This window comes from Marseilla massiliensis, from assembly GCF_023336985.1.
GTDB classification, from domain to species: Bacteria; Bacteroidota; Bacteroidia; order Bacteroidales; family Bacteroidaceae; genus Prevotella; species Prevotella intestinigallinarum.
This window is the reverse complement of record NZ_JAMBLP010000002.1, coordinates 129,039-148,026: the sequence shown is the minus strand read 5'-3', so window position 1 is coordinate 148,026 and position 18,988 is coordinate 129,039. Positions and strand designations below refer to the sequence as shown.

General features: G+C 63.9%; 8 protein-coding genes. 7 read left to right on the top strand and 1 reads right to left on the bottom strand.

The annotated features are described in order from the left end of the window. The first annotated feature begins 133 nt into the window (after positions 1-133). The 7 genes from M3089_RS01935 to M3089_RS01905 all read left to right on the top strand — a co-directional run bounded on the left by M3089_RS01935 (position 134) and on the right by M3089_RS01905 (position 14,876). Complete coding sequence (locus M3089_RS01935; RefSeq protein WP_249081448.1) at positions 134-937, top strand: alpha/beta hydrolase; 804 nt, start codon at positions 134-136, stop codon at positions 935-937. Positions 938-1,082: 145 nt separating this feature from the next. Then, the gene (locus M3089_RS01930) at positions 1,083-3,083 is read left to right on the top strand and encodes a rhamnogalacturonan lyase family protein (protein ID WP_249081446.1); all 2,001 of its coding nucleotides are present in this window, start codon (positions 1,083-1,085) and stop codon (positions 3,081-3,083) included. A gap of 321 nt (positions 3,084-3,404) precedes the next feature. Beyond that, positions 3,405-6,248: a glycoside hydrolase family 2 TIM barrel-domain containing protein gene (locus tag M3089_RS01925; protein ID WP_249081444.1), complete on the top strand. Its 2,844-nt coding sequence runs from the start codon at positions 3,405-3,407 to the stop codon at positions 6,246-6,248. Between the two features lie 194 nt (positions 6,249-6,442). Continuing rightward, positions 6,443-9,643 (top strand): carbohydrate binding domain-containing protein, encoded by a 3,201-nt coding sequence (locus M3089_RS01920; protein WP_249081604.1) that lies wholly within the window; start codon positions 6,443-6,445, stop codon positions 9,641-9,643. A gap of 383 nt (positions 9,644-10,026) precedes the next feature. Beyond that, a complete protein-coding gene (locus M3089_RS01915; protein ID WP_249081442.1) occupies positions 10,027-12,336 on the top strand; it encodes a rhamnogalacturonan lyase in 2,310 nt (769 codons plus the stop codon). A 160-nt stretch (positions 12,337-12,496) separates the two neighbouring features. After that, positions 12,497-13,663, top strand: a complete 1,167-nt coding sequence (locus M3089_RS01910; protein ID WP_249081593.1) for a glycoside hydrolase family 88 protein — start codon at positions 12,497-12,499, stop codon at positions 13,661-13,663. Further along, entirely contained in the window at positions 13,650-14,876 is a 1,227-nt protein-coding gene (locus M3089_RS01905; protein ID WP_249081440.1) for a DUF2264 domain-containing protein, read from the top strand. Before M3089_RS01910 ends, M3089_RS01905 begins: the two co-directional genes overlap by 14 nt. 228 nt (positions 14,877-15,104) lie before the next feature. Here the strand turns inward: M3089_RS01905 and M3089_RS01900 are convergent, their stop codons facing one another. After that, positions 15,105-18,968, bottom strand: a complete 3,864-nt coding sequence (locus M3089_RS01900) for a hybrid sensor histidine kinase/response regulator transcription factor (protein ID WP_249081438.1) — start codon at positions 18,966-18,968, stop codon at positions 15,105-15,107. Between the last annotated feature and the right edge of the window lie 20 nt (positions 18,969-18,988).

Sequence of the window (18,988 nt, the reverse complement as noted above, 5' to 3'; positions counted from 1 at the left end):
CTTATCGCCGCCTTCGGGTGGCCATGGGGGCATGGTGGCAGCCCCAGGTGGTACAAAAACATACGCAAACGTACGATTTTGAACGCGCCATGGTGGGGCTATGGCTTAATTTTGCGGCAAAAACAATATAGTCATGAAATATATAATGTCATTGCTGTTGGCCCTGGCCGTGGTGCCGGGCCTGCGTTTGGAAGCCAAGGCGCTGGCGCCGGTGGGCAAGGAGATTGTGCTCAGCTCGGGCACGGGCCGCATCTATGTGTCGCTGCCCGAGGCCGGTCGGGCCGACGGTCGTGCCGTGGTGTTGTGCCCGGGCGGGCGTTACGGTTACCTTGAACTGCAGAGCGAGGGCTTCGACTGGGTGGGTTACCTCAACTCGATGGGCTGCGCGGCCATAGTGTTGCGCTACACCATGCCCGCCGGCGACCCGTCGAAGCCAGTGCGCGATGCCGAGGAGGCCGTGGCGTTGGTAAGGCGCCATGCGTTGGAGTGGGGCATAAGGCCCGACGCGGTGGGCATCTTCGGCTTCTCGGCCGGCGGCCATCTGGCCTCGTATGTGGCCACCAACTCGCGCGGTGAGGCCCGTCCCGACTTCCAGTGCCTGTTTTATCCCGTCGTAACCATGGACTCGTCGTACACCCACATGCCATCGCGCAACAACCTGATAGGGCCCCGTGCCACGGCGGCCGACGTCAGGCGCTACAGCAACGAGCTCAATGTCGACTCCACGTCGCCGCGCGCTTTCATCGTGGCAAACGAGGACGACGTGAAGGTTCCGGCCCGCAACGCCATCAGCTATTACCTTGCCCTGATGGCCAACGGCGTGCCGGCCGCGCTCCACGTCTATCCCACGGGGGCCCACGGCTGGGGCTTCGGCGGGCGGTTTGCCTACCGCCGCCAGCTCATGGGCGAGCTCGAGGCCTGGCTCGACAGCCTCTGAGGCCCGCTGCCGCAGCCTGTCTGCGTGCGCCGCTGCGGCAGCGCCACGTGGCGTTGCCCGCCACCTTGGCGCGCCGGGCCGTGGGCGTGGCGCCCGCTTGCCGCCTTTGACGGCATCCTTTAGTACAAACCTAAAACATTAAGATATGTCACACACTGTTTCACTTTGCCTGGCCGCACTGTTGTGCGCAGCCGTGCCCGCCGTGGCGGGCGAACCCGCAGGCAGGGCCCTGTGGGGGTCGATAAACGGGCGGAAAGATGCCACGAAAGGCATATTCAGCCACCATAACAACAAGATACTGCTCAGTTGGCGCAAGCTGCCGGGCGATGGCGCCGGCCTGGCGTTCGACCTTTACCGCACGCCGGCGGGCGGACGCGAGGTCAAGGTCAACGCCGAGCCGATAGCGGGCAGGTACAACTACCAGGACGCGGCGGCCGACAGGACTGTCGACAACACCTACCGCCTGACCTACCACGGCAGCGATGCCACGCTCTCGGAGTATACCATGAAGGCCGGGCAGGCTTCGGCCGGATTGCCATACATATCGGTGCCGCTCGCCACAACCACCGGGGTGAACCCCACATACGCCTACCTGGCCAACGACGCGAGCGTGGGCGACCTTGATGGCGACGGCATTTGCGAGATTGTACTGAAGCGGCTGGTGAGCACAGAGACCACTGACGGGGGCGAGGGGGCCGTGGCCCGCGACGTGCGCCACACCACCCTCTTCGAGGCCTACCGCCTCGACGGCACGTTCATGTGGCGGGTGTGCTCGGGCCCGAACATACCTTTGGGCAACTCGGCGTCGTTTGCCGTGGCCGACTTCGACGGCGACGGAAGGGCCGAGGTGGCCATGCGCACGTCGGAGGGAACGGTGTTTGGCGACGGCACCGAGATAGGCGACACCGACGGCGACGGCCTCACCGACTACCGCGTAGACGGAAGCCAGTATATACCGGCGGGCCCGGAGTTCATCTCTGTCATCGATGGCGCGAGCGGACGTGAGCTGGCCCGCGCCGACTACATAGCCCGGGGCACGAGCGAGGAGTGGGGCGACAGCAACTACAAGCGGGCCAGCAGCTACCGCATCGGGGCCGGGTGCTTCGACGGCGAGCGCCTCTCGGTGCTCATCACGCGCGGCGTCTACGGCAAGTCGGTGCTCGAGGCGTGGGACTATTCGGGCGGAGAGCTTCGGCGGCGGTGGCGCTTCGACTCGTCGGTCAGCGGCCAGCGCTACTACTCGGGGCAGGGATACCACAGCCTGAGCGTGGGCGATGTCGACGGCGACGGCTTCGACGAGGTGGTCTACGGGTCGTGCACCATCGACCACGACGGCACGGGGCTCAACTGCATCGGCCTGGGCCATGGCGACGCCCTGCACCTGGGCAAGTTCGACCCCGCCGCCGACGGCCTGCAGATATGGTCGTGCTTCGAGACAGGGAGCGTGGGGGCGGCCCTGCGCGACGCCAGAACGGGGCGCGTGATATGGCAGCATAACGACGACTCCGACGTAGGCCGGGCCTGCGTGGCCGACATAGACCCGCGCTATCCGGGCTGCGAGGTGTGGTGGTTCAGGGGCAACGCCCATTCCATCGACGGCCGCGACCTGGGCTACAAGCCCGCCTCGTGCAACATGGCCGTGTGGTTCAGCGGCGAGCTCAACCGCCAGCTGCTAAACGGAACGCGCATCGACGCCATGAACAAAGAGGTTTACGACCGCGTGTTCACAGTATACCGCTATGGCGTGAGCTACGTCAACGGCACCAAGGAGAACCCTTGCTGGTATGGCGACATGCTCGGCGACTGGCGCGAAGAGCTCATCTTCCCCGACACCACGTTCACAAAAGAGTTGCGCATCTTCTCAACCTGGTATCCCACGGAGCATTCCTTCCCGTGGCTTATGACCGACCATGTATACCACATGAGCGCAATCAACCAGAACATAGGCTACAACATGCCAACCCAGCTGGGCTATTACCTTGGCTCAGACCTGACTTCCGACGACGACATAGCCTCCGGGATAGAGCCTGCGGCTGTGGCCGCGCCTGCCGCCGAAGGGCCCTGCCACGACCTCGGCGGGCGCATTGTCGACCGTCCCGGGCGCGGCATCTACATCCGGGGCGGCAAGAAGTATGTGCGGCGTTAGCCTTCGGCATGGGCCGGTAGTGGCCATGGTGCTGGTGGGCCGCAGCGTAACTTTTGTTTACAACGGCCACGGCCGCGCGGAGGCCCGGCCGTGGCGGCATGGCCAAACGGCCCGTATTGCAGTGCGGCGGAGGCCGTTTTGGGGCGTGGCCGGGGCCGTTTCGCAGGCCGAAACGGGCCGTTTTGCAACCCGCTGTCACCCAGGCGGTTGCGCCGCCCCGTGCCGACGGTAACAATATTTTACGGAAATGCGCCGCCCGTGCCGTATCAGTATTCATTCATAACAATGTCAACAACAATCAAAACCAATAGATACCATACGATGAGAAATTTATTATTGTCATTGATGGCCATGTCGTTTGCGGTGTCGGCGGCGCAAGAGAGCGTCTGCATCAACGGCGACTGGCAGTTTCGCTACGCCCCGGGCCCGCGCCAGGCCGACTCGATAGCGGCGTCGGGGTTTTACGACCCGGAGCGCCCCGCGCGCGGTTTCACCACGGTCAAGGTGCCGTCGTGCTGGGCCGTGCAGGGCTTCGAGGAGCCCGTCTACCGCGAGTTCAAGGACGCGCCCCACAGCGAAGGCTTCTACCTCAGGCACTTCCGCGTGCCCCGTTCGTTTGCCGGCAAGCGCGTGCTGCTGCACTTCGGCGGCGTGTGGGCGTCGGCCGAGGTGTGGCTCAACGGCCGATGGGTGGGGCGCCACGACAGCGGTTTCACCTCGTTTTCCTACGACGTGACGGGCCTTGTCAGCGCCGACGCCGACAATTTGCTTGCTGTCCGCGTCAGGCAAGTGTACCCGGGGTATGTCTGCGACACCTACGACGACTGGTCGCTTGGCGGCATCTACCGCGATGTGACGCTCGAAGCCATGCCCGCCAAGCGCTGGATTGACGCCGTGAGGGTGGTGACCGACTTCGACAAAGACTACCGCGACGCCGACCTGAAGATGAAGGTCATGGTGATAGACCGCCACAAGAACACCCTGCCGGGCAACTACCGGAGCCCCGGGCAGCCCTATGTGCTGCGCTTCACGCTGCTCGATGCCGGCGGCGAAACGGTGCAGACGGTGGAAAGGCGCGTGGCGGCCCACACCTCGACCGGGCGCGAGACAGCCGTGACCATGCGCGTGGCGGAGCCCCGCCAGTGGAATGCCGAGCACCCATACCTGTACATCCTGCGCGTCGAACTGGTTGAGCCCGACGGCGTGAGCCAGGCTTCGGTGCAGCGCATAGGCTTCCGCGAGGTTACCACCGACGGCGGCGTGCTGCGCGTCAACGGCCGGCCGGTGAAGCTGCGCGGCGTCAACCACCACGACGAGCACCCCGACGTGGGGCGCGCCACCACGCGCGAGCACTGGCTGCGCGACCTCCGGCTGATGAAGGCGGCCAACATCAACTATGTCAGGACGGCCCATTACCAGCACGCCAAGGGCTTCATCGAGCTTTGCGACTCGATTGGCATGTATGTCGGGGGCGAGGTTTCGCTCGGCGGGGCGGGCGGCATGGCCGTCGACCCGGGCTTCACGGCGGGCTCGATGCTGCGCACGGTGGAGACCGTGGAGCGCGACGTCAACAACCCGTCGGTGATATACTGGTCGGTGGGCAACGAGGATGCGCTCACCGGCATGTACCTCAGGGCGGCGCGGGTGGTAAAGGCTCTCGACGGCACGCGGCCCATATTGCTGCCGTGGAACGCCGACGGCAGCCTGCCCGAAGAGATTGACATCAGGGCGCCCCACTACTGGACGGCGGGCGAATACGACTCTCTTGCGGCCACAAGCGACCGCCCTGTGATAACTACAGAGTACACCCACGCCTTCGGCACCGACCGTTTCGGGGGGCTGGCCGACAGGTGGCGCGCGCTCACAAGCCACCCGGCCGGGGCTGGCGGGGCTGTGTGGATGTGGGCAGACCAGGGCATCAAGACGCCAACGAGGCGCGACGAGAAGCGCTATGGCGGCATTGTCAAGGACGACCCTTACCTGCGCATCAGCTCAAACGGGTGGGACGGGATTGTTGACTCCTACCGCAACACAACGCGCGACTACCTTGAGCTGAAGGCCGTATATGCCCCCGTGAGGCCTGCCTGCGGCAGCGTGGACATTGCCGATGGGGCCGACACTGCCCTCATAGCTGTGCGCAACGACTACGACTTCACGCCACTGGGCTCGGTCAGAGTGGCCTGGACGCTGTGCAAAGACGGCCAGAGGCTCGACTCGGCCACCGTCCGCGCCGACGCCGCGCCCCACTCGCTGGGGCTCGTGAAGGTGCCGCTCGGCAGGCTGGGCGCCGTCGGGCGCGGAGAGACGGCATACGTGCTGATAGTCTTTGCCGACTCGCTGGGCCGCGAGATTGGGCGCAACAGCGTAGAGCTGAAGCCCGCCTCGTATGCCGAAGGGAAGCCTGCAGCCGCGGCGGCAGCGCCGTCGGTGGCCGACAACGGTGACGAGCTGAGCGTCAGGGCCGGCGACATGGAATATGTGTTCAGCCGCGCCACGGGCATGCCGGTGTCCGTATCGAAGGGCGGAACGAAGGTGATGGGGGCCATGCGGCCCACCGTTTGGCACAAGTTTAACGAGGGAGACATGACCATCAGGGGCCGTAAGTTTGCCAAAGGCGTAAGCCCCGACAAGCTGGTGCCGGGCAAGGCGGAGCTCACCGTGGCCCGCGACAGCGGCTGCATCGTGCTCCGCTCGGTGGTGGCTTATGTGGCCAACGACAGCAACAGGCTTGAGGCCGACGTGCGCTACCGCATCGACGGCAGCGGCAGGATGGCCGTAGAATACTCCATCGCGACCGACTTCCAGACCAACATGCTGCCGCTCGTAGGGCTGCAGGCGGCAATGTCGCCAGGCACAACGCTCGAAAGGTGGTTCGGACTGGGCCCCTGCGACACTCATCCCAACAAGCGGGAGGCCGCCGTGATGGGCCTGTGGGACGGGCGAAACGCCTACGGCACCAAGCAGATGAGGTGGGCCGAGGTGGGCAGCGGCGGCCTTACGGTCAGGCTGACGGCACCCGGCCATCTCGTGCGCGACGCCTCCTCGCCCGACGTGTTGCGCTTTGCCACACGGGTGCTCTGCCGCCCCGAGAAGGGCAGGCTTAAGGAACCCGGCACCCGACTGCCGTCGAAGGGCACATACAACGGCACGCTCTGCATTGAGTGACAAACCCCGGGCCTGTGCCGCATCGGTACGAAAACATACGCTTTCGTACGATTTTATACGCCAAAACCGTTGCCGCAATTGTATATTTGCCGTCGGGTGGAGGTGTTGCGGTGCAGGCCCAACGCCCTTGCATGATTGAAACCATGTTACAACAAAGTCATAAATGATATTATTAATCGCATAAAACAACTGTTATGAAAAGACTATTGACCATGTTTATTGTTGCGCTTGCCGTTGTTGCGCAAGCCAACGCAGTCCCTGCCGACGGCTATGTCTATACGTCGGGCGGGCGCTACAAGGTGTTGTCGGACAACCTGATAGCCAACGGCGACTTCTCCGCCGGCCTCGACGGGTGGGTAACCGAGAGCGGAGAGCCCGTAAGCCAGGACATGTTTACGGTGGTGGCAGGTGGCCCCGACGGCAAAAACTGCATCGTGGTGAGCTCAAGTGCCGGTGCCGATCCCACCGGGTCGCTCTTTGTCAAGGTGCCCGCCGAAGCCGGCAGCGACTATGTCATATCCTACAACATAAAGGCTGCCTCCACGCTTTCGTCCACTTCGATAAAGGAAGGGAGCAAGAACTACCAGAATGTTTACTTCAACCAGGATGGCTCGGCGGGCACTTCGTCGGCCGGCTACGACGCCATTGCCACGTCGCAGACCTACGACACAGGCTGGAAAACAATCACCTACGACTACGAGGCGGCCCAAGACGGCTACATACTGGTCGATTTGGGCAACCTGAGGCAGGGCGACAGCTATGCCGACTTTAGCATTTACCGCTGCAACGAGGTAGGCGACGACCGCCTGATAGAGCGTGCCATAAGCCGGCTCGAATGGTTTTTGGCCGACGAAAACAAGGAACTGTTCCCCAATTCGCGCGAAACGCTCGAGATGCCGATACAGGACTTGAAGTCGTTGTTGGGCACAGAGATGGGCGTTGAGGAGGTTAACGACGTCTTGTCTTACATCGTTGGCCCTGACAACACGCCGCTGCAGGAGTTCCTCGACGCCAATTCGGCCAACGTGACGCCGTTTCTCAAGTGCCCGAACTTTGACGATGCGACCATAGCGTCGAAGGTATCGAACATCGGCGGCGGCTGGACGGCCACCGGAGGGCGCTGGTTTGTGCGCCCCGAGAGCTTCCCCTTCACCTCCACTTTCATAGAGGCCAGCATACCGGGCCACATGAAACTGGCCGAGAGCAAGGTGTACCAGACCATCGACCTGCCTGCCGGCACGTACATGTTCACCACGAAAGGGCGTGCACAAGTGTACGCCGACGAGCGCGACGGCTACCGCATTGACCAGGGCAAGGAGTTTGGCGGCATCAAGATATTCCTCAATGGCGACTCTGCCGACTGCTACCCCGTGAGCACGAAGTCGCTCAACACCTACACCGTGCTTACCGAGATAAAGGAAGGCGAGACGCTCACCATAGGCTACTACCTGCCCGGCAACGTGGGCAACGCGGCCCAGTTTGACGACACGGAGCTCCGTCTCATAGGCGGTTCGGTGTCGGATGTGGAAGACTACGTAAACTCGAAGGCGCTCGCCTCGGCCCGTTCGGCCCTTAAGGTGTCTATCGATTCGGCCGGCGTCTTGCTTGCCTCAGACAGGTATCTGTATGCAAAGAAAGAGCTGGGCGACAGCCTTGCGCTGGCCCGCGACGCCTACGACAACGCCACCAAGGCCTCTGTTGTGGAAGACCGGACGCAGAAGCTCAACAAGACGATAAGCGCATTCCACACCATCAACGCCGAGTATGTCACCCTGGGCGACGACATCGCCGGTTGCAAGGAGCTGATGGCCGACGACAGCAGGCCCAACGGCAAGGACGCACTTGGCGCTGCCATCAGCACGGCCGAGGCCTTCTACGGCTCGCTGACGGCCGAGAACCGCGACTCGGTGGGCATGGTCAGCGCCGACGCGGCACTCATTGCGGCCCGCACGGTGTTCTATGACGCCAACGCAAGTTATGCAACCCCGGCCCTGCAGGGGCTCGTCAACGGCGACTTCTCGAACGGTACCACAGGCTGGGACCATGAAGACGACAAGTCGTGGAAGGTGCGTTCGAGCAGCCTCTTCAGCACCGGCAGGGCGCTGGCATACGACCGCGGCAGCTCGGCACACGACCCGCGCCATGCCTGGCAAGACGTGGCTGTGGCCGGGGCAGGCATGTATGAGTTTACGTGCGAGATTTACGCATACAACTCTTCGTCGTCTCTCGACGGACCGGAGACCGGCGTTTACTTGATATGCGGCGACAACCGGGTGCAGGTGCATACCGATGCCACGCCCGACCGCATCACCGTCCGCACCGTCACCGACGGGCCGACGACGCTCCGCGTGGGCCTCGACGCCCTGCAGAACAAGCTCTGCAACAAGATATACTTCGGCGCATGCACGCTCACTTACTACGGCGACTACGACAAATATGTGGCCGATTCAATCAAGGCGGCTATGGGTCCGGTGCGCGACAGCCTCGAAGCCGCTATCGGTGAGGCTCAGGATATGCTGAGCTCATCACGCAACCCCAACGGCGTCGACACCAAGCCGTTTGCCAACGCCATATCCGACGCGCGGTCGGTATGCGACGGCAGCACCGACATCAGTGCCCTCTGGGGTGCCATCGACGCGCTTGCCGCTGCCCGAAACACATTCATGACGAGCGGCGTATGGCCGGCCGAAGGCAAGTATTTCGACCTGACCGCCCTCATTGCCAACGCCGACTTTGCCGACGGAACCGTGGGATGGACATGCTCGGGCGACAGGCATGCAGCCGACAACGGAGGCGTGAGCCTGTACTACGGGGCCGGCACGCTGCGCTCGTCGCGCATGGCACAGGTGCTGCAGGGGCTGCCTGCCGGTGCCTACCAGGCTGAGACAGGTGCCACATACCGCCTGAACCTGCCCGACAACGACTGGAACTTTGCCGACTACGAGGCCATGGAGCCTATGTTCCTCGTGGCAAATGAAGACTCGGTGCCCGTGCGCGGGCTGCTCTCCAACGCCGACCGCGACTATGTTGAAAATGTGCTCAAGCTCTCGTTCGACGACTACCGCCACGGCACCAACATATTCCCGCTCATCGAGGCAGGCCATTACACCACCACGCTCGACTTCTCGCTCGAGCAGGCCGGGCCGTTGGAGATAGGCGTTTCGGTTTGCAACATACCCAGTGCAAGCTATTCTTTCGTGGCCGGGGTGCAGCTGCGCTACTATGGCGACAAGGTTGCCGACGGGATAGAAGCCATTGAGGGCGACAGCGCAACGCCTGCCGTGGGCGACGTCTACAGCATCACGGGGCAGAAGGTGCGCTCGGGTGCCACGTCGCTCGAAGGGCTGCCGCGCGGCATCTACATATTCAACGGAAAGAAATATGTGGTCAGGTGACGCCTTCCGGCCCTCAGGATGTTAGTTGAAATACATATCTTGGCCTGACGGTGGGGCGGCGCCGATAGAGGCGCCGGCCCCACCTGCGGGCTTCTTTCGGCACATGAAATATGTTGACACAGCGGTTGCCGGGCTGCAACATGGGCCGTATGGCAAGCCAAGACGGCCCGTATGGCCCTCCCGAACGGCCCGTTTCATAGGGCCGGACGGCCTGTTTTGCACCGCAACGGTGGCCTGACCCGCAAGTGGCTGTGGCTCAGCTGTTTGCCAGCCGGGGCCGTTTGCTGAAATATTTTGCGCCCTGCGGCCTTGGCCAGTGGCTCGCGCCGGGCAGCCGAAACCCTGCGGCGGGCATGCCGCAAACCAAAAACAAAAGAAAGACAATGTCAACAAACACATTACGTAAAGTACTCATGGCACCGTGCCTGGCCGTGGGCTGCATCGCGGCGGCGCAGCAAACGCCCGTCAGCCAGATGGAGACGCTCACCCGAGGGGTGGTGGCCGTGCATACGGCCGAGGGCAACTTCGTGAGCTGGCGTTTGCTGGGCACCGACCCGGAAGGCACGCGTTTCACCCTGCTGCGCGACGGCGAGCCCATTGCCGACGGCCTGGCCGTGACCAACTATGCCGACAGCCGGGGCACGGATGGCAGCCGTTACGCCGTAGTGGCCGACAATGAGGCCGGCCGGGCCGACGCCGCCGGGGGCACACCCGTGTGGGCAGAGGGCTTCAAGCGAATACAGCTCGACCGCCCCGCCACCACCGACGGAGTGGGATACATGCCGCACGAGGCTGCCGTGGGCGACGTCGACGCCGACGGCGAGTATGAGCTGGTGGTGAAATGGCTGCCCACCGACTGGAAGGACAACGCCACGGCGGGCTTCAGCCACAAGACTTACATAGACTGCTACCGCCTCGACGGCACGCGGCTGTGGCGCATCGACATGGGCATCAACATCAGGTCGGGCTCGCATTACACGCAGATGGCCGTCTACGACTTCGACCTCGACGGGCGCGCCGAGCTGATATGCAAGACTGCCCCCGGCACCACCGACGGCCAGGGACGCTATGTGAGCATGGCGGCCGACGACGACGGCATTGCCGGAACCGACAATGCGGCCGACTACCGCAACGCCGAGGGACGCATACTCAGCGGCCCGGAGTTTCTCACCGTGTTCGACGGGCAGACCGGCAAGGCCCTGCACACCGTGTGGTACAACCCCAACAGGGCGTTCACCACGGGCGGGGCTGCCGATTACAGCACAACATGGGGCGACGACAACGGCAACCGAGGCGACAGGTTCCTGTGCTGCGTGGCCTACCTCGACGGCAGGAAGCTGTCTACCAAGTGGCTGCACGCGTCGACGTCGATATCGAAGGTGACGCGCACCGACGCCCAGGGCAACGCCCAGACGCGCTCGTACACCAAGAACACGTCGGGCCTTAACCGCAACTTCACCGCCTACGGGCAGGGCAACCACAACCTGTCGGTGGCCGATGTCGACGGCGACGGGCGCGACGAGATTGTCTACGGGGCCGCCACCATCGACCACGACGGCTGGATTCTGTATTCAACCGGGCTCGGCCACGGCGACGCCATGCACCTGGGCGACCTCATGCCCGACCGACCGGGGCTCGAGGTGTTCCAGGTTCACGAGACCGAACCGTGGGGATTCGACGTGCACGACGCCGCCACGGGCGAGCTGTTGCTCCACGTCAGGGGCAACGGAGACACCGGGCGGGGCATGGCTGCCGATGCCTTTGGCAGCACACGGGGCCATGAGTTCTGGTCGGCGGCGTCGCAAGACGTCTACGACACGGGCGGCAATGTGGTCAGCTCCGCCCGGCCGAGCTACTGCTTCCGCACATACTGGGACGGCACGCTGCGCGACAACCTGCTCGACGGGGTAAAGCTGACCGACGGACAGGGCCGCCGCCTTGTCACGTTCAGCGACATGGGGCAGTCGACAACGTTCGGTTCCAAGGCCACGCCGGTGGTTCAGACCGACCTGTTAGGCGACTGGCGGGAGGAGCTTGTGTTCTTCAACAGCGCCGATTCGGCGTCGCTCAACATATTCACCTCGACCGAACCGACGGATTTCGCCATCCCGACGCTGATGCACGACCACACCTACCGCATGGGCGTGGCGTGGCAGAACGCGGGCTACAACCAGCCTCCTCACCTCGGCTATTACCTGCCCGACACCGTGGCCACGAGCTTCGTGCCCATCGGCGGCAGCCCCATGTGGCAGCAGGTGGCCCTGGGCGACTCGATGAGGGCGGTTGCCTGCCGCCTGAAAAACTGCACGGGGGCGATGCTCATGGCCACCTATCTCGACGGCGAACGCATAAAGAGCTTCTCTGCCCCCGACGGCTTTGCCTTCGAGGTAGACCGCGACCGGGCCGCCTTCACGCTCTCGGGCATGCCCCCGAAGGCCGGCACCTACGAGTTTGAGGTGCGCTCTTCGGGCGACCTTTCGGGCGAACGGCTCACCGACACCATCACCGTGGTGGTGTGCGGGGCCGATGGCGTGAGGCCGGCATGGGCCGCAGGCGGTGGCAGCGGGCCCGAGGCGGTGTTCGACCTGCAGGGCCGCCGCAGGCCCGAGGGCGCCGTTAGCTGTGGCGGCATACGCATAGTGCGCGGCGCCCACGGCGCGGTCAAGGTGGCAGCGGGCCGCCGCCGGGAGTGAGGCTCCGCCCATGCCGTGGCCTGATGGTGCCAATGGCGGAGAACAGACATACAGGCAATTGACATCAATAACAATGGAAATGGAATACTCAAAAGCCCTGGCGGCCGTGGCTTCTGCGGTTGCCGGGGCCGCCAAACGGGCCACAGCCACGGCCGCCGTGATGCTCGCGGCCGTGAGCCCGGCCCTGTGCGGGCAACAGGAAAGCCTGCAGCAGATGATAAGCCGAAGCCTGGCCGTGGCCGAGCGGCAGTGCATCGCCCTCGGGCGCACGGCCGAAGTGAAAGACAGCGTGCTGCCCCGCACGTTTACAGGCAGGCGGGTGCGCATGGCGGGATACAAGTCGTGGATATGCGGTTTCTACCCCGGCACGCTGTGGCTGCTGTATGGTTACAGCGGCAACGACACCCTGCGGGCGCTGGCCGAGAAGTTTACGGCGCGCGTAGAGCCTGCCAAGCGGCTCAAGAACACCCACGACCTGGGCTTCATGCTTTACTGCAGCTTCGGCAACGGCTACCGGTTGACGGGCAACAGGCATTACCTTGACGTGATGGCCGAGGGCGCGCGCAACCTTGCCGGGCGCTTCAATGAGCGCGTGGGGGCCATACAGTCGTGGGGAACGAGCCGCAAATGGCAGTTCCCGGTGATAATAGACAACATGATGAACCTTGAGTTCCTTGAGTTCATGGCAAAGGAAACGGGCAACTTGCGCTACGACACGCTGGCGCGGAGGCACTCCAACACCACCATGGCCAACCACTTCAGGCGCGACTACAGTTCTTATCATGTGGTGTCGTATGACACGCTCACGGGCAAGCCAAACGCCAAGCACACCCACCAGGGCTATGCCGACGAGTCGGCGTGGGCGCGAGGCCAGGCGTGGGCGCTGTACGGATTCACCATGATGTACCGCGAGACCGGCGTGAGGGCTTACCTCAACCATGCCCGCAGGGTGGCCGCCTACATCACCGGCGTGGCCGACATGCCTGCCGACAAGGTGCCATACTGGGATTTCGACGCGCCCGGCCGGCCCGACACTTACCGCGATGCGTCGGCGGCGGCAATCATGGCTTCGGCCTTCATCGAGCTGTCAACGCTCGACAAGAGCGCCGACAGCAGCCGGTGGCTCGACTACGGCGTGGCCCAGCTGCGCTCGCTGTCGTCGCCCCGCTACATGGCCGAACCGGGCCGTAACGGCTGTTTTGTGCTCATGCACAGTGTGGGAAACATGAACAAGCGCTCCGAGGTGGATGCGCCGCTTTCCTACGCCGACTATTACTTCGTAGAGGCATTGCTGAGGCTTAAAAAGGTTATTGATGGGCAGGGTTAGGATTGTTGCGCTGCTGCTGGCCTCGTGGCTGGCGGCGGCAGCGCTGGCCCAAGAGGCCGACAGAGACCTTTGGGTGTCGACGATGGTGCGCATTGCCCGCCCTGTGTGGGCCAACCTGAGCCGCGCCACGCTCAACGACAGCATGCCGTTCGAGAGCGTCAGCCGCGACCCCGCGCGCCGCGTGGCCTCGCGCCTTGAGGCCGTGGGCCGCACGCTGTGCGGCATGGCGCCGTGGCTGGAGCTGGGTGCCGACTCGACGGCAGAGGGAAGGCTGCGCGGCGAGTTTCTCGGCATGGTGGCCGAGGGGCTCCGCCGGGCAGTCGACCCGTCGTCGCCCGACTACCTGACGTTCGGTCGGGGCATCAGCCAGTCGCTTGTCGACGCGGCGTTCCTGGCCCAGGGCCTGCTGCGGGCGCCGCGGCAGGTGTGGCTCAGGCTCGACAGCGTGACCCGGCGGCGCCTTGTGGCCGAGTTGGAACGCACGCGCACGGTGAAGCCAAACGAGACCAACTGGCTGCTGTTTGCCTCGACCGTCGAGGCGGCGCTGCTCGAGTTTACCGGACGCTGCGACACGGCACGGCTGTGCTATGGCGTCAATCGTTTTGTCAACGACGGGTGGTATAAGGGCGACGGGTGGTTTGGCGACGGGGCGGAGTTTCACTTCGACTATTACAACAGCATAGTAATCCACCCCATGCTCACCGATGTGCTCGGCGTGATGGTGCGCCACGGCCTTGCCTCACGCCCTGTCTACGACCGCCAGGTGAGGCGTCTGGTGAGGCAGTCGGCCATATTGGAGCGCCTCATTTCGCCCGAAGGCACATACCCGGTGGTGGGCCGTTCAATCACTTATCGCTTCGGAGTGTTCCACGCCTTGGCCCAGGCGGCGCTCATGGGTGTGCTGCCCCGGGGGCTGGCCTCGCAGGCGGGCCCCGCGCTGACGGCCGTGATAAGGCGGCAGGCCGGTGCTCCCGGCACGTTTGACAGCGGCGGATGGCTGCGCGTGGGCTTTGCCGGCAGCCAGCCGCGCATGGGCGAGAAGTATATAAACACGGGCAGCGAGTATATGTGCATGGCCGTGTTCCTGCCGCTGGGCCTGCCTGCCGACGATGCCTTCTGGCGCGGCCCCCACCGCAAGTGGACGTCGCTCAGGGCCTGGGAGGGTGCCGACGTGGGTGCCGACCATGCGCTGCGCGACAGCCGCGAGAAGTGACCGTGGCCGCGGGCGCGGCCGTTTGGGCGTGGCTTGTGCGGCCCGGTGTGATGCGGGGCTGGCGTGGCCGGGGTGGCGCCGGCAAAGGGTGAAGATGCAAGACAGGCCGTTCGGGGTTGCCGGACGGCCTGTTTTGCATTGTCAAACGGGCTGTTTTGCATTGCAATACGGCCCGTTTTGCAATGTGCTGACGTTCAGGGTGTTTTGCTGCCTCGGCCCGCCGGTGGCTCACCGGCCGCCATTCCCGGTGTTGCTGCCCCCGCCCTGGTATTGCGTGGGGCTCATGCCGAAGCGCCTCTTGAAGCATACCGACAGGTATTGCGGGCTCGACATGCCCACCTGGTAGGCCACCTCGGCCACGGTTATGCTGCCGTCGCGCAGCAGTTCGGCGGCCCGTTGCAGCCGTTTCTCGCGTATGATGTCGTTTGGGGTCTTGCCCGTGAGGTGCTTCACCTTGTCGTAGAACTTCGAGCGACCGTAGTTCATGGCGTCGGCAATCTTGTCTACCGACAGGCCGGGGTCGGCCAGGTGCGAGTCGATGTATACGCCGATGGCCTTGAGCAGGCGGCTGTCGGCCTCGTCGGTGATAACCTCCGGCAGCCGTGCGGCGCCGTCGCGGTTGTCATCGGCGGCGGCCGCGGCGGCCGCCACGCGCATGAGCAGGTTGCGGCACTGCATCACGAGCAGCCTCATGCTGAACGGTTTGGCAATGTAGGCGTCGGCCCCTGTCTGCAGCCCTTGGTAGCGTTTGTCTTCGCCATCGAGCGCCGTGAGCAGTATTATGGGCGTGGCGGCGGTGGCGGTGTTGGCCCGCAGCCACCGTGTCAGGCCGAAGCCGTCGACGCGCGGCATCATCACGTCGCTTATCACGAGGTCGGGGCGCCGGTCGTTTATCTTGTCCATGGCGTCCTGTCCGTCGGAGGCGACGTCGGTAATGAAGTATTTGCCGAGCTCCTGCCTGAGGAACATGCACATCTCGTCGTCGTCGTCGACGATGAGCACGCGCAGACTGTTCATCGGCATGCCCGCCACGGCGCTGTCCGTGGGCCGGAACCCGGGCTGCATGGTGTCGTCGTCGGTGGCCGTTGCCGTGCCCCTGTCCATGAAGTCGGTGGGGCTGTAGGCGTCGGCCGTGGCCGGCACCGACAGCGTGAAGACCGTGCCTCCGCCCGGGTTTGGCCTGCACTCAATGCTGCCGTGGTGGGCCTTGGCCAGCGCCGCCACGAAATTGAGGCCGATGCCGAGGCTGGCCCGGTCGTGCCTGCCGTGCACATAGCGCTCGAATATCTCGCGTCGCTTGTCGTCGGGCACGCCTATTCCCGTGTCTTCCACCGATATGTTGAGCTGCTTGCCGTCGGTTCCCGTGCGCAGTGTGATGCTCCCTCCGCGCGGAGTATACTTCATTGCGTTCTGCAGCAGTTCGTAGACAATCTTGTCGACGAAGCCCCTGTCTATGTAAACCATGCACTGCCTTGCCTGCGGCATGAAGCCGAGCGACAGCCCGCGGTTGGCCGCCGCGTCGTGGAACGAGTCGGCAATGGCCCTGAGGAAGGCCACGATGTCGGTCTCTTCGAGTGAGGGCTGCAGCTTGTCTTCCTCCATCCGCCTGAACTCCAGCAGTTGGTTGATGAGCCGCATCATGCGGTCGGTGTTGCGTTTCAGGCTGTCGGCCGACTGCTTGAGCGCCTTTGGGAAGTCGGCCGACTGCCTCATGGCGTCGACGTTGCCCCTGATGAGCGTCAGCGGGGTGCGGAATTCGTGGGATATGTCGGTGAAGAACTTAATCTTGAAGTCGGTGAGCCGTTTTTCCATGGCTATGTCACGGCGCAGCCTGTAGACCGTGCGCAGGTGGCTGAAGGCGGTGAAGGCCACAGCTGCCGCCGCAATGATGTATAGCGCAATGGCCCATGGCGTGGCCCACAGGGGCGGCGCCACCACCACCGGCAGCCTGATGGCCGTGCCTGAACCCGACGCCTTCACCATGAGGGTGTATCGGCCCGTGGGCAGGTCGCGGTAGGAGGCGATGTTCATGGGCGACCATTCGCTCCACCGGCTGTCGTAGCCTTCGAGGAAGAAAGAGTATCTTGACTGCTGGCTTCCCATGCCGTAGCTGAAGTCAGAGAAGCGCAGCGTTATTGTGTTCTGGTCGTGGTCGAGCCTCAGTTCGGGGCCTCCGTCACGCCCGAAGGCAGCCGGGGGCGGCCCGGTCAGCGGCGACCCGTTGACGAGCACCTGCGTCAGCGCCATCGGCATAGGCTGCCCGGGCTCGGCTGTCGCGGCGGCGGCAGGGCCTGCCACCACAATCCCGGCCATCGAGCCGAGCATCACCCTGCCGTCGGCCAGGCTTGCGGCGCAGTCTTCGTTGAATGTGTTGAGCAGGTGGTCGGTGCCGAAATGCATGTTGTCGATGGTGCCGTCGGGCCTTATCACCGAGCATCCGTCGATGGTTGCGGCCCAGATGTTGCCGGCAGCATCGGCCGTGATGGCCTTGACCACGTCGCTGGCGAGCCCGTCGGCCACGGTTATTCGCTCTGCCACCCGGCCTCGGCTGAGCCTGTAGATGCCGTTGCCGTCGGTTCCCACCCATGTGTTCCCTCTGCCGTCGCATAGCAGGCACAGCACGGCGTTGTCCTTGGCGCCGCTTTTGAGCCATGTCTCGGCGATGCGGCCGGGGGCTGTCAGTATGCTGTCGGGGTTGAAGCACACCACCCGGTCGTTTGATGCCACCACGATGTTTCCCCTGTTGTCGAGTGCCATCTTGCGGGCGTCAAGTTTTTTGTCGGGCCCAATGACGTGGCGGAAGGCCATGCCTCCGCCGGCTGTGGGCACGGCAAGGTCTACGCATCCCTCGAGGCTTGACAGCCACATTCGCCCCTTTCGGTCTCTGAGCACGCAGTCGATGCGGTTGGCAGCCGGCGATGCCGGGTTGCCGGGGGTGTGGCGGTAGGCTTTCGCGCCTACCATGAGGCCGTCGTTTTTCGTCCCGATCCACATCTCGCCGGCCGGTCCCGTGGCGGCGGAGATGTACCTTATGGTGTCCGTCTGGCGCAGTTGCCTTGGCTGCATGCCCTCGATGGCGAACAGGCTGCCCGCGTTGTTTGACGCCACAATGCCTATGCCCGGCAGCCTTTTTAGCATCCTTGTCTCGTTGGAGCGGTCGCGCTGCCCGTCGGCGTTGAGGTTTATCACCCTGAAGTTGCTCTGCGTGGCCTTCAGGCAGGCCACTCCCTGCCGCTCCTGGCTTAGCCAGATGTTGCCGTTGCGGTCTTCGGCCAGTGCTATTATGAAGTTGCTGCCTATCAGTTTCCGGCTGTCGTCCTTGGTGATGTGGGTGTGCTGGCCCGTCCGTTTGTCGTACAGGTGTAGCCCGTTGCCGTATGTCGATATCCACACCAGGCCGTTGTCTTGCGACACCACCTTTACCCTCGGGCTGAGGTTTGACTGTATGAGCAGTTTCGGATATACGTTCAGTGTGAACGTCTTGCCTGTCTTGGCGTCGGTGTACACCACGTCTCCGTTGGCGGTAAACCTTATGTGGTTGCCTTTGTTGTCTGCCAATGTGCCCCTGCTGCTGCGGCGCGGCGCGCCTTTGCCGGCCGGGTTGCGCCTGTAGGTGAACTTCCCGCCGCTGTAGGCAACCGTTGCCGTGCCGTTGTTTTCGTCTTCAAGGGTGATGCTTCCGTCGGCGTTCATCGTGGCGTGGCTGAACGACAGGCCGTAGAGACCGCATCCGGTGTAGTCTACAAACTTGCCTTTGCGGCAGTCGTAGGCAGTGTAGAAGTTGCCGTGCTGCCTTATCCAGAGCAGCCCGTCGCGCCATTGCCTGATGTCTTCTATGTGGCGCGCCGACAGCAGGCGCGTGTCGCCGCGCTCCGTCGGCACGTATTTTGAGTATGTGTAACCGTCATACCTGTACAGCGCATACATGGAGCCGAACCACATGAAGCCGTCTTCGTCTTGGGCGATGCATCGTATGTTGTTGTCGGGAAAGCCTTCGCTGGTGGTCAGCGTGCGCCCGATGATGGTAGTCTGTGCGCGCAGCTGCACGCACATAAGGGCCATGCACACGGCCAGAGCCGTGCGCGGCAGCATGTTCCTGATGTTGCTTGGCG